The sequence below is a fragment of the Accumulibacter sp. genome, assembly GCF_032229525.1.
In the GTDB taxonomy this organism is placed as follows: Bacteria; Pseudomonadota; Gammaproteobacteria; order Burkholderiales; family Rhodocyclaceae; genus Accumulibacter.
In genome coordinates, this window is the sequence record NZ_JAVTWB010000136.1 from 14,158 (window position 1) to 26,801 (window position 12,644).

A 12,644-nucleotide genomic window follows, 5' to 3' on the forward strand; every position below is an offset into this window, starting at 1 on the left:
ACAGCCGCGTGCGTTAAAGCGTCTGCAGAAACGAGTCAAATTCGGCGACCGGCAGCGGCTGGCTGAACAGATAGCCCTGGTAAGCGTTGCAGCCCTGGGACGCCAGCGCGTCTCGCTGTTCGACGGTTTCCACCCCTTCGGCGATGACCGACAGTCCGAGTGTACTGGCCAGGGCGATGATCGTACGGGCGATCACTTCGTCATTGGGATCGGTAAGCAAATCGCGCACAAAGCTCTGGTCGATCTTCAACTGATCGAGCGGCAATCGCTTCAGGTATGACAGCGACGAATAGCCGGTGCCAAAATCGTCCAGCGAGAAGCCGACGCCGTGGTCTTTCAGGGCGCTCATCTTGGCGATCATTTCCTGGATGTTGTCGAGCAACATGCTCTCGGTCAGTTCCAGTTTGAGGTTGTGCGGGTTCGCACCGCTGCTGGACAGGGCCGTCAGCACCTGCTCGACAAAGTTTGCCTGAAGAAACTGACGAGCGCTGACATTGACCGAAACGGTGAACCCCTCTCGCCCGGGCCGCGCTGCCCACACTGCCAGCTGGACACAGGCCGTTTCGAGCACCCACAGACCCAAGGGCAGGATCAATCCGGTTTCCTCGGCCAGGGGAATGAACTCGGCGGGTGAAACCATGCCGCGCCCCTGGTGCTGCCAGCGGACCAGGGCCTCGGCGCCGATGACGCGGCCACCGCGGTCGATTTGCGGCTGGTAGAAGAGGATGAACTGTTTCTCCTGCAGCGCTTTGCGGAGATCCTTTTCGAGATTGGCCCGTGCGGTCACCACCGCCTCCATTTGTGGATCGAAGAAGCGCAAGGTATTGCGGCCGGCGCCTTTGGCCTCGTACATCGCCAGGTCTGCCCGCTTCATCAGCTCGTCGATACCGTCCTTGCCGTCGCCAAACACGGCAATACCGATGCTGGGCGTGTTGTGATACTCGTGACCGGCCAGGTCGTAGGGTTGATTGAGCACTGCGAGGATCTTCTTGCTGATGGTGCGGCACTGGGCCGCGGCCACCTCTGGTCGCCGGCCGAGATCTTCGAGCATCACCACGAACTCGTCGCCGCCCAGACGGGCGACGGTATCGCGTTCACGCACGCAAGTAGCCAGCCGCTTGCCGACCTGCTGCAGCAAGCGGTCGCCCATATCGTGTCCGAGGGTGTCGTTGAGCGTCTTGAAGTTGTCGAGATCGATGAACAGCAAAGCGCCCTGACGCCCCCGGCGGGCGCTGGCCACGAGCGCCAGTCGCAGCCGGTCATGTAGCAAGCGGCGGTTGGGCAGGCCGGTCAGCGCGTCGTAGAAGGCCAGATGCCTGATCTCTTCCTGGGCCGCCTTGCGCATGCTGATGTCGGTCAGCGTAGACACGTAGTGGGTAACCATGCCCTCGCTGTCCTTGACGGCGGAGATCGTCAGCCATTCCGGGTAGATCTCGTCGTTCTTGCGGCGGTTCCAGATTTCACCCTGCCAGGTTCCCGCACTCGCCAGACTGGCGCGCATGGCCGCATAGAAAGCGGCGTCGTGGCGTCCCGAACGGAGCAGTTTCGGCGTCTGGCCGACGCATTCGTCGGCGCTGTAGCCGGTGATCTCGGTGAACGCCTGGTTGATCCGCAAGATGATGCCATCGGCGTCGGTGATGAACATCCCCTGCTGACACTCGAAGGTGGTGGTGGCGATGCGCTCCCACTGCTCCGCCTGTTTTCTATCGGTAATATCCTGCGAAACGACGACCACACGGGTCGCCTGACCGTTGCTGTCGTGGATCACCTTTCCGGCCGATGCTATCAGGCGAACGCTTCCATCCTGACGCAGCAGGCGATACTCGATTTCCTGACCGACGCCGGTTCGCGCTGTTTGCTTGAACACCTCGCTCACCCGCTGGCGGTCGTCAGGATGGATATCGGCGAACGAATCGGAGCCTTTCAGTTGCCTCTCCTCGCCGAACAGCTGCCCATAGGAAGGGCTGTTGTACAGCCGCCGCCCCTCCAGGTCGAGAACTGCGACGTGCTCACCGATGGACTCGGGAATCAGTCGGAAGAACTCCCGCTGTTCCTGGAGGCGGGCTTCCAGCTCCTTGCGGGCAGTAATATCCTGGGTGGTGCCAACGGCACGTAGCCGCCGCCCGCGTTCGTCGAACTCCATCTCTGCACGCTGCGCGATCCAGCGAACCGATTTACCGACCACGATGCGCAGTTCGATATCGAACGGCTCTCCGGCAAGCGCTGCGTCAATGGCCCGTAGCAGCGCCTTGCGATCATCGCCATGCACCAGCGCCAGGAAGCCACCGACGCTACCCTCGCTGCCTTCCGGAACGCCACAGATGCGGCAGGTTTCGGTCGACATCTGAATCTTGCCGCTGACCAGGTCGACGAACCAGGTGCCGACATGGGCAACCGCCTGCGCGCGGTTGAGATCGGCTTCCCGAGCCCGAACTTCTTTCCTGCGCTGCGCAAGATTCCTGCGCAAGTGGCGCAGATCGGTGATCCGCTCCTGGTACGAGCGCACCAGGAAAGTGATCAAGAGCCAAGCGACGATGACGCAGGCGATCTCTACCAGGGCATACATCAGCGCCGGCGTGGGTGGTCGTGGAGGTAGCAAAGCCCAGAAATCCGCAGCCGCGAAGCCGAGAATTGCGGCCACCGTCAGCGCCGCAAGAACGATCGCCGTGCGCGTGCCAAGCAGCCAGCCGCCGGTAAGGATCAGCAAGGGGTAGACGATGATCGGCAGCCCCCGCACGCCCCCGAAGAAGGTCGAAATCCCGGTCGCTACCAACCACGTTCCCCAGACCAGCACCGCCAGGGACGTTGCTACGCGGTCACTCGCCAACAGGCGCAAGGCGGTCACCGCCACCAGTATCATGGCTGCCGGGCCGGCCGTCCGCCACGGTTGATCGGGCAGTCTGAGGAAAATGATCACCAGCGCACCAATGGCCGTGATCAACATCGCCCAGGCGGTGTACTTGAGAAACGCCAGAGAAGGTGAGCGGAAACGCGGCGGGTCGCCTTGCTCCATCGCCAGTGACGCCGCCTCGTCTGTTTCAGGCGGCTCTTCGCCGTTCATGGCAGATGCCCGGCGCCGGCCCTTGCTGCTCAACTCCGCCGAGTCGCCAGCCAGCGGCGATAACTCCGCGGGATTGGCGCAAGCGCCTCGGACGCGACCGTGGAAAAGCCCCCTACGGTCAGGTGATTCCCGCCGTAATCGCTGGCTGTCGGTTCCCAATGCGGCGTTCTGCTTGCCAGGGCTGGCCGCCTGCCGCGGGGAGTCCGCCAAGTCAGGCTCCTGCGGTTTCCGTGAGCTCCCGGAAAAACCGGTAGCAGTTGCGGCCCGCCTTCTTGGCGTGGTACATGGCGGTATCGGCGTTCTTCAACAGCAGCGCGACGTCCTCACCGTGCTGCGGATAGACGGCGATGCCGATACTGGTCGAGATATCGATCTGGTGCGGCCCGATGATGAAGGGGCGATTGATCGTGGCAAGGACCTTGCCAGCCACCATCACGGCATCGGCCGCCTTGTCGATCTGTGCCAGAAGGATCACGAACTCGTCACCACCCAGGCGAGCAACCGTGTCCGAACTCCTGGGCGCGCAGCCACGCAGGCGAAGCGACACCTCCTTGAGCAACAAATCGCCAATGTCGTGCCCGAGGGAATCGTTGACCGGTTTGAAGTTGTCCAGATCGAGAAACATCACCGCCAGGGTCCCTCGCTCTCGACGCACCTGCGCCAGAGACTGGAACAAGCGGTCGCTGAGCAGCATGCGGTTGGGCAGGTCGGTCAGTTGGTCATGATGGGCAAGGTGCTGGACGCGCTCTTCGCTGGCCTTGCGCTCGGAGATGTCCTCCTGGACGGCGACAAAGTGCTGAATCCGCCCGTCGACGTCGGTCACCGGGGAGATGGTCAGTGCCGCATCGAACAGGCTACCGTCGCGGCGTCGGTTGACCAGCTCACCGCTCCACACCCGGCCAGCCAGAATGGTCTCCCACATGTTCTCGTAGAAGCGCCGGTCCTGCTGCCCGGAGTTGAGCACTTCACCCGGATTGCGCCCCAGGACTTCCGACAACTCAAAGCCGGTTATCCTTGTAAACGCTGGATTGACCCATTCGATCGCGGCACCGACGTCGGTAACAACGATACCATTGCCCACTGAACTCAGCGCCGCCTCGAACAGGCGCAGGCGCGACTCGAGCTTCTGGCGAACCAGCGCATGGCGTATCGCCCGACCAAGCGCATCTTGCTGAAACAGTTGCCCCTTGAGCAGATAGTCTTGCGCACCGGCATGCAGAGCTGCCTCGGCAAGCTGATGGTCGTCCCGACCGGTGAGGACGATGATCGGCACATCGGGCAGCACGGCACGCATCGCTTCCACCGTGGCGATGCCGGCCGAATCGGGCAGCGACAGGTCGAGCAGCACCACGTCGGGTTTGCTTGTGGTGGCAGCAAGCAGCCCCTTGGCCAGGGTTGGCGCCACGACCACGGGATCCGTCTCGCCCATTCGCCGTAGGCCGGCCAGGCGAACATTCGTCCGGATCAGGCCCACATCGCCCGGATCGTCCTCGATCACCAGAATCGAAAGTCGCTGTCGGATCGAGTTGTTCATGCACTATTCTCCATCGCGTCTTCGGATGACTTGCCGGCCCCCTGTCACACGCTTGGCAAGCACTAACCATCTTCGGTGCCTGCTGACTATTCTGCAGCCAAAGCAGGCGTTTCGCGAGAAATTACAGGATGCACCATCGCAGATTGCCGTCGAGAATGCCTGTTCGGCCCACTCGTGAGACGATGGTCGCGCGCTCGCGCCGCTGGTTTCCCGCCAACTGAGGTCATTCTGAGCTCATTCGGTGCGGGGCCCCGCCGACTGTCGTCCGCTGATCGTACCAGTTTGAACCCGGACGCGCCCGCCAGGGCGCACAATCCTGGTGCGTGACTGCCAATCCGCAGGTCTGTGCAGGTACGCTGCGGCGCGATCCGGCATGCCGCGTGCACATCGGCTGTGAGCGGTCGCGAAATGACGACGACCGCAGTGGTACTCAGATTCTCGTCGTGCTTCACCAGCGCAAGAAAGTCGAAACCACTCGCATCGGGAAGCGAGAGGTCGAGCAGAATCATGACCGGGCATGCGGCCGCACGCGAAGGGTGCGGCGGCTGACGCGATGGCTGCCGCAAGGCGTCGCAAGCGTCGATAGTGCAGGCCTTTCCGGGCCACGTCAGCACCGACAGCCGGGGATGGCCGCCTTCGTCCCAGACGATCAGGACGCAGCAGCCGGTGTGGTGGCGCTTCCATCTCTGGTCACTCAGCGGTATTCAGGCAACCTTACCAGAGACAGCCAGTAGTCCGTCAGTTGACGGATCTCGGCGATGAATTCGGTGACGTCCAGCGGTTTCGAGATAAAGCCGGCTGCCCCGAGCCGGTAAGCATCGCGCACGTCACGATCCACTTCGGAGGTGCTCAGGACGACTACCGGGATATCACGTAGCGCCGGGTCCTGTTTGATCGCCAGCAGAAATTCCCGGCCATCCATGCGTGGCATATTGAGGTCGAGCAGGATCAGGTCGGGACGAATGGCGGTGGCAAAGCGCTCGCCCTGACGCCGCAGGTACTCGAGCGCCTCGCGGCCGTCGACCAGGTGTTGCACCACGGCGTCGATCCGATTTTCGCTCAATGCCAGCTTGACCAGATGTGCATCGGCCGGTTCGTCCTCGGCCAGCAGAATCACGAAAGGCTGCAAATGCTTGCTCATGGTCTCGCTTTCCCCAGCGTCGTCGCGGCCGGGAAGGTGGATTGGCCGGCTAGCGTCGGACGCTCGGCTGCCGGCAATTCAATGACTACCCGGCAGCCACCACCGGGGCTTGCTTCGAGCCAGGTACGACCGCCAGCGCTTTCCGTAATGCGTCGCAAGATGGCCAGACCGACGCCGGTCCCTGCACTACTCGACGACAGCCGCTCGAAAACGCGGAATACGCGCTCTCGATAGGCAAGCTCGATTCCTGGCCCGTTGTCGCTGACGTGGTAGCGGACAAATCCGCCCAGCCGCTCGCCGCTGATATCGATGCGTAGCGGCCGTTCGCTGGAGCCATGCCGCAGGGCGTTCTCCAGCGCGACCCTGAACAGGTCGACCAGGCGAGGCCTGTCGACCAAAACAGCGGGCAACTCGCCCACGCTGACCGTCGCACCCGCCCCGGAAATCTGGTCAGCGAGCGCCGCCAGCAAGGCGGTCAACGCCGGCTTGACATCGCACGGCTCGACCTTGCCGCGTGCTTGATCGGCTGCGAGGTAAAGTTCCACATCACGCAGCAGATCCTGCAATCGGCGTGCCTGCTGACCAATGAAGTCGAGCGACAGCTGCACTTCGCCATCTTCCAGCCGGCCGGCCAGTTGGCAGCGCAGGCGGCCGGCATAGCTGGCTACCCGGCGCGCTGGCTCCCGCAAGTGATGGGCGGTGACTTCGGCAAAGCGCTGCAGATCGGCCGTTCGCTGCGCGACACGCAGTTCGAGGGTTCGTTCATGGGCTCTCGCCCGGGCCATCAGGGCGGCTTGCCACGCCGCCTGCCACGCCAGCAAAAGACTGAAGAGAAGCCCCAGTGCCGACTTCCACCACAGCCCGGCGCCATCGTTCCAGCCCCTGGCCGGAGCAATGCGTAAGGTCCAGGTCGCGTTGGGTACTTGCAGCGTTCGTTCGACGGGGTCAATCAAGTCACCTTTGGACGAGGCGGCGATCACCTGCTTCTCGTCGCTGCCAGGTGGCACGCGCGACAACTGGTAGGCGTAACCACGGTCGACCAGCTGCGTTAGTTTGGCTGGCGTGAGGACATCCGGGAAGGAGATCAGAACGATCACCAGGCCCCAGAATGCCTCTTCTCCCTGGTCATCCTTAAGAAAGACCGGCAAGCGGCCGGCCGCAGCCAGGCCACCCTGAACCAGCTCGAACGGCCCCGCCAGCAACAGCTGACCACGATCGCGGGTGAGCAGCGCGGCCTTGTCCCGTTGCGGATCGTGTAGCAGGTCGTGACCAATCGCCTTTTCGTTACCTTGCAACGGAGCGATTTGTCTGACAATTCCATCGGGGGCGAGCTGCAGCGCGGCAGCTCCCGGGTAATAGCGCAGCAGTCGGCCCGCCGTCACCTCGAAGTTCGCTATTTTTCCCCGGCCCTGCTGCAGCATCGCCGCCAAAGCATAGGTCGCCGTCAGCGCATGATCGATACCGGTCTGTATATCGTATGCGCGCTCTGCTGCCAGATCGGCGGCCAGGCTGCGGGCGTCCCGAAGACGATCCTGCTCCTGCCGCCAGATCAGACCAGCGGCCAGTGATGCCGCCACCACGAAGGCAATCGCTGCCACATACGCCGGCCGCGAGAGCAACCCGCCGCGGCCATTTGGCCGCGAGTCAGCTGCACCGTCGCCTGGCGCCAGTGAATCAACGTACTCCTTGGTCACGCACCCTCCCGCGGCAGCGGCATGGACACGCGGAAGCTGCTACCCTGCCCTTCACCCGCCGACTCGACCCAGATTCGGCCACCATGATGCTCGGCAATCTTGCGGCAAAGCGCCAGCCCGACACCACTGCCCTCATAGCTGGCTCGGCTCTGCAAACGCTGGAACACCTGAAACAGGCGGCCAAGTTGCCCTGGGTGAATGCCGACACCGTTGTCAGCGATGGTCAGGTGCCAGTGACCGCCCGCTATCCTGCTGGACACGCTGATCTCTGGTCGCCTTCCCGGCACGCGGAATTTCGCAGCGTTGGCAATCAGGTTCTGGATCAGCCGCAGCATCTCATCCGGGCGAACCCAAGCACGCGGCCAGCGACCGCGGACGCTGATCTTCGCCTGCGCCTCGGCAATCGCCGGCTGCAGGAAGAGAAGCGCTTCGTCAACGATGGCCCGACTTGCCACCCAGGACGGAGGCTCACCCATACGACCGACCCGCGAATACTCGAGCAGGGCGACGAGCATCCGGTCAAGGCGGCTGGCGCCGTCAACGGCAAACTTGAAGTACTCGCGTTGCTCGTCGTCGAACTGGTCGCCAAGGCTCATGCCGAGCAGTTGCAGATAGCTGGAGATCATCCGCAAAGGCTGGCGCAAATCGTGCGAAATGGCGTAACTGAACTGTTCCAGTTCGGCATTCGAACGCTTGAGCTCCTCTTCCGCCTGTTTGCGCTCGGTAATGTCCTGTGTGGTGCCCAGGCTACGCAAGGGCGTGCCGTCGGCGGCTCGGGTCAGGTCTGCCTGCTGACGGACTTGGCGAATCGCGTCACCGATCCTGATCCGGTGCTCGTGTTCGAAACGTTCTCCTGTGCTGAGAGCCGATTTCCACGCTTGTTCCAGGGCACCGCGGTCGTCCGGATAGACACGAGAGAGATAGGTCCGGTAGCTGCCGGTCGTCCCTTCCGGCAGCCCAAAGATGCGGCAGGTTTCCGCCGACAGCCGAATTTCGTCACTTGCCAGTTCATAGGTCCAGCTCCCGACATGCGCGACAGACTGCGCACGGATCAGCTTGGTCTCGCTCTCGCGAAGGACCTGCAAGGTGTCATCGAGTTCTGTCACCTTCTGCTGCAGGTCGTCCTGGAGCATCTCGTGCTCGCGCATCAAGCGATGGGTGCGGATCGCTGAGCATACCGAAACGAAGATCCGGTCGGCACTCAGTTCCGACTTGTGCCGGTAGCCGTCGATCTGGTACTTGCTGACGACCTCCCGCTGCGGTGCATAGCCCGGTTGTCCGGTGATGAGGACGATCTGCACGCTACGGTTGGCCAACTCATCGCGGATGTAGCGCACCAGGTCGAGACCTGCCCGATCGGTTTCCATCACCACGTCAAGCAGAACCAGGGCGATGTCAGGATGACTGGCGAGCGCAACCTTCGCCGCCTTCGCCGATAGTGCGTCGAGCAACAGCAACCCACGGCCCTCGATGACGACATCGTGCAGCGCCAGACGGAGAACGGCGTGGACGTCCGCTTCGTCGTCCACCAGCAACACCTTCCACGGCTTGGCTGCGGCGGAAGCGAGCGTTTCTACCTGCCCGGCAGCAGGCATGAGCGAAAACAGGTCCGGATCGTCGATCGTATCGCTCATCGCCAAACTTCCTGATCGAAGTGCGCCGGCGTGCGAAGCCAGGCGACAGCAGAAGCACCGCTGTCGGGTTCGCCGCGTCGGTCAGCGTAAAGGCGCGTGACAGCGACCGCGATGTCGGCGCCGGTGGAGCGCACACTTGTTTTGGTGACCGTTTTGATAGGCCGCTTCTCCTCTCGCTCCACGGGCTGCCCCCCGGCTCGTCGCTGTCGGCGGCTGTCAACGGCTCCGCCGGGGCGGCGCGAACCGCTCCGGCTGGCAGCGCGCATCGTCAAGCCGTGCGCCAGGATTGCACGACCCCTGATTGGCTATTACGGCAGCAAATTGGAGGACTTGAGGGCTGTAATGTGCTCGGAGTCAATTTTTTTCACGGCACCACCGAGAGCAGACCGCCGCGAATCCACATTTCATTTTAATTATCCTTGTAGTAGCGAGTATTTTGCATGTGTTTTGTTAGCCCTGTGGTTGCGTGGCACGGGACTTCACAACAGCGGAGCTTGGAACGCCCGGGCGACGAATCGTGCCGCCATCCGCTGCCCATGACCTGATGCCCCAGGCTCCTTCAAGGCCCCGCACTTGCGGTGTACAAATACATTAATACCGCCTGTTACATCTTATCCTTGCAGTGCTTTGTGATGTTGCTGACGCGCCAGCGTGAGCACCGCCGCAAAAGCAGTGCGCTTGATGGACGCCTGCTCCTGGCGTCATCGACAAGACCCTCGTGGCGACCGCCCGGCGCCGTGGAACCACAGCCCGAAGGCGTCTGAAGACGGCTCTCGCCAGTGCCAAGACGGCTGTCCGCGTGCTGTCCGAGAAAACGCACTCTGTTACAATCTCGCTCTTCATCGACGCATGCTCCGGCGGACCTCCGGGAACGCCACAGCCGGCGTTTTCTTGCTCCCCGACCGAGGCGATCATGCAACCCACAGCAAAAACCAAGAATCCCAATTTTTCGTCTGGACCGTGCAGCAAACGCCCGGGCTACGACGTCAAGACCCTGCAACTCGACACCCTCGGCCGCTCGCATCGTTCGGCGCTCGGCAAGAAAGTACTGGCGCTGGCGTGTTCGGAGACGGCGCGCATCCTCGGCCTGCCGGAAGGCTACCGCGCCGGCGTCGTTCCGGGTTCGGATACCGGCGCGGTGGAGATGGCGCTGTGGTCGCTGCTCGGTGCCCGCGGCGTCGACGTGCTGGCCTGGGAATCTTTTGGTTCGGGCTGGGTCACTGACGTGGTCAAGCAACTGAAACTTTCCGATGTCAACACGCTCAAGGCCGATTACGGCGACATTGTCGATCTGTCGCAGGTCAACTTTGCCAACGACGTGGTGTTTACCTGGAATGGCACCACCTCCGGCGTCAAGGTACCGGACGGTAACTGGATCCCGGCCGACCGTGCCGGCCTGACGATCTGCGACGCGACCTCTGCCGTTTTTGCCATGGACCTGCCGTGGGACAAGCTCGACGTGGTGACCTTTTCCTGGCAGAAAGTGCTCGGCGGCGAAGGTGCTCACGGCATGCTCATCCTCGGTCCTCGCGCCGTCGCCCGCCTCGAGAGTTACAGCCCCCCGTGGCCAATGCCCAAGGTCTTCCGGCTGACCTCGGGCGGCAAGCTCATCGAAGGCATTTTCCGCGGCGAAACGATCAACACGCCATCGATGTTGTGCGTTGCAGACTATCTCGACGCCTTGCAGTGGGTAGACTCCATCGGCGGCGTCAAGGCAGCGATCGCGCGCAGCGAAGCCAATCTGGCCGTGATCGCCGATTTTGTCGCCGCCAATGAGTGGATTGCTTTCCTGGCCAAGGACCCGGCGACGCGCTCGAATACCAGCGTCTGCCTGAGTCTTGAACTCGATGCCGACAAGGTCAAGAAAATGGTCAAACTGCTCGACAGCGAAGGCGTGGCTTTTGACATCGGCTCCTACAAGGACGCCCCGGCCGGTATCCGCATCTGGTGTGGCGCGACTGTCGAGGCTGCCGATCTGCAGGCCCTGATGCCATGGCTGGCCTGGGCCTATGCGCAGGTCAATAGCTGATCGCGCAACCTCCTTCCACCCCCTATTTGAGCGACATCTCCATGTACAAGGTAAGAACCTACAATCAGATCGCGGTCGCCGGCCTCGATTGCTTCCCGCGTCAAGCCTACGAAGTCGGTAGCGATATCGCCCATCCCGACGCCTTCCTTCTGCGCAGCCAGAAGCTGCACGGGATTGACATACCCGCGTCCTTGCTGGCCGTAGCCCGCGCTGGTGCTGGCGTAAACAACGTCCCGGTGGCCGAGTACGGCAAGCAAGGCATCGTCGTCTTCAACACCCCGGGTGCGAATGCCAACGCGGTCAAGGAACTGGTGATGGCCGGCATGTTGCTGAGCGCGCGCGGGATCGTCGCCAGCATGAACTTCGTGCAGTCGCTGGCTGACCTCAAGGATCCGGCGGAAATGTCACCGCGCGTGGAGAAAGAGAAATCGCGCTTTGCCGGCAACGAGCTCCGCGGCAAGACCCTCGGCATCGTCGGCCTCGGCGCGATCGGTTCGATGGTCGCCGAGATGGCGCTGGCGATGGGCATGAAAGTCGTCGGCTTCGACCCGGTGTTATCGATCGATGCTGCCTGGCGTCTGTCGAACGAGGTCAGCCGCATGGAGAACCTGCAGGCACTGCTCGCCCGCGCCGACTACATCTCCTTGCACGTGCCGTCGATCGAAGCGACGCGCCACATGATCAACAGCGACACCCTGGCGGTGATCAAGCCAGGCGCGGTGTTGCTCAACTTCGCTCGCGACGCGATCGTTGACTCGGCCGCCATTCTGCAAAGTCTCGAAGCCGGCAGGCTGGGGAAATACGTCTGCGACTTCCCGGAGCCCGCGCTGTTAGGGCACGAGAAGATCATTGCCATGCCGCACATCGGCGCCAGCACCGAGGAATCGGAGGAAAACTGCGCGGTGATGGCCGCCAATCAACTGATCGGCTATCTGGAGAGCGGCAACATCGTCAATTCGGTCAACTTCCCGACGCTCGGCATGGAGCGCAGCCCGGGCACGTCGCGGATCACTTTTTCTAACGACAACGTTTCCGGAGTGCTCGGCCAGGTTCTCTCAGTACTGGCCGACAAGAAAGTCAACGTGGTCGACATGATGAACAAGAGCCGTGCCGAGCTGGCTTTCAACATCGTGGACGTCGACAAAGTGCCTTGCGCCGAAGTGGTTGACGCGATCAGCGCTGTAGAGCACGTGATTCGGGTGCGGGTGATCTGACAATGGCGACCCTTCGCGGGTCGCCCACCACCCTCCCAGTAGCCGGGCGAAAGAGATCTGGCGTCCCCTGACCGGAGAACGTGGCCGTCCGATGTGAGTCAAACGACGAGGAGCTTGCAGGCAAGAAGGCGCCGCCCGGTAATTGAACCCTCGATGAATGGGAAAAACATGAACCTCCACCTGCTCGAAAGTCTCAGTTGGAACGAGTTGCCGATCCTGATCTTCGTAGTGCTCCTGGGGCTGGTATTTTTCCTGGTCATCCGTCAAAACCAGAGGGATTACCTGGAATTGATAGGTACTTTGGCCCACGAGAAAACAGAATTCTAGCGCAACTGGC

8 protein-coding genes are annotated in these 12,644 nt (G+C 62.3%); 3 read left to right on the forward strand and 5 right to left on the reverse strand.

The window, feature by feature from the left end:
* Positions 1-13 precede the first annotated feature (13 nt).
* The 5 genes from RUW20_RS09670 to RUW20_RS09690 all read right to left on the reverse strand — a co-directional run bounded on the left by RUW20_RS09670 (position 14) and on the right by RUW20_RS09690 (position 9,064).
* A complete protein-coding gene (locus tag RUW20_RS09670; RefSeq protein ID WP_313951994.1) occupies positions 14-3,061 on the reverse strand; it encodes an EAL domain-containing protein in 3,048 nt (1,015 codons plus the stop codon).
* Positions 3,062-3,272: 211 nt separating this feature from the next.
* Entirely contained in the window at positions 3,273-4,595 is a 1,323-nt protein-coding gene (locus RUW20_RS09675; protein ID WP_313951996.1) for a diguanylate cyclase domain-containing protein, read from the reverse strand.
* 694 nt (positions 4,596-5,289) lie between these two features.
* A complete protein-coding gene (locus RUW20_RS09680; RefSeq protein WP_313951997.1) occupies positions 5,290-5,736 on the reverse strand; it encodes a response regulator in 447 nt (148 codons plus the stop codon).
* Entirely contained in the window at positions 5,733-7,430 is a 1,698-nt protein-coding gene (locus RUW20_RS09685) for an ATP-binding protein (protein WP_313951998.1), read from the reverse strand. Before RUW20_RS09685 ends, RUW20_RS09680 begins: the two co-directional genes overlap by 4 nt.
* Positions 7,427-9,064 (reverse strand): sensor histidine kinase, encoded by a 1,638-nt coding sequence (locus RUW20_RS09690; protein WP_313951999.1) that lies wholly within the window; start codon positions 9,062-9,064, stop codon positions 7,427-7,429. Before RUW20_RS09690 ends, RUW20_RS09685 begins: the two co-directional genes overlap by 4 nt.
* Positions 9,065-9,977: 913 nt before the next feature.
* On the opposite strand from RUW20_RS09690, the gene RUW20_RS09695 reads away from it, so the two are divergent.
* The 3 genes from RUW20_RS09695 to RUW20_RS09705 all read left to right on the forward strand — a co-directional run bounded on the left by RUW20_RS09695 (position 9,978) and on the right by RUW20_RS09705 (position 12,634).
* On the forward strand, positions 9,978-11,093 hold the full coding sequence (locus RUW20_RS09695; RefSeq protein ID WP_313952000.1) for a phosphoserine transaminase: 1,116 nt from the start codon (positions 9,978-9,980) through the stop codon (positions 11,091-11,093).
* A gap of 41 nt (positions 11,094-11,134) precedes the next feature.
* Positions 11,135-12,307: a phosphoglycerate dehydrogenase gene (locus RUW20_RS09700; protein WP_313952001.1), complete on the forward strand. Its 1,173-nt coding sequence runs from the start codon at positions 11,135-11,137 to the stop codon at positions 12,305-12,307.
* Between the two features lie 168 nt (positions 12,308-12,475).
* Positions 12,476-12,634 carry a hypothetical protein gene (locus RUW20_RS09705; protein WP_313952002.1) on the forward strand — a complete coding sequence of 53 codons (159 nt, stop codon included), beginning with the start codon at positions 12,476-12,478 and terminating at the stop codon, positions 12,632-12,634.
* The last annotated feature ends 10 nt before the right edge of the window (positions 12,635-12,644 follow it).

Bases quoted from the DNA above. Each gene is read 5' to 3' on its own strand.
- RUW20_RS09670 (WP_313951994.1), bottom strand. From the start codon at position 3,061: ATGAACGGCGAAGAGCCGCCTGAAACAGACGAGGCGGCGTCACTGGCG.
- RUW20_RS09675 (WP_313951996.1), bottom strand. From the start codon at position 4,595: ATGAACAACTCGATCCGACAGCGACTTTCGATTCTGGTGATCGAGGAC.
- RUW20_RS09680 (WP_313951997.1), bottom strand. From the start codon at position 5,736: ATGAGCAAGCATTTGCAGCCTTTCGTGATTCTGCTGGCCGAGGACGAA.
- RUW20_RS09690 (WP_313951999.1), bottom strand. From the start codon at position 9,064: ATGAGCGATACGATCGACGATCCGGACCTGTTTTCGCTCATGCCTGCT.
- RUW20_RS09695 (WP_313952000.1), top strand. From the start codon at position 9,978: ATGCAACCCACAGCAAAAACCAAGAATCCCAATTTTTCGTCTGGACCG.
- RUW20_RS09700 (WP_313952001.1), top strand. From the start codon at position 11,135: ATGTACAAGGTAAGAACCTACAATCAGATCGCGGTCGCCGGCCTCGAT.
- RUW20_RS09705 (WP_313952002.1), top strand. From the start codon at position 12,476: ATGAACCTCCACCTGCTCGAAAGTCTCAGTTGGAACGAGTTGCCGATC.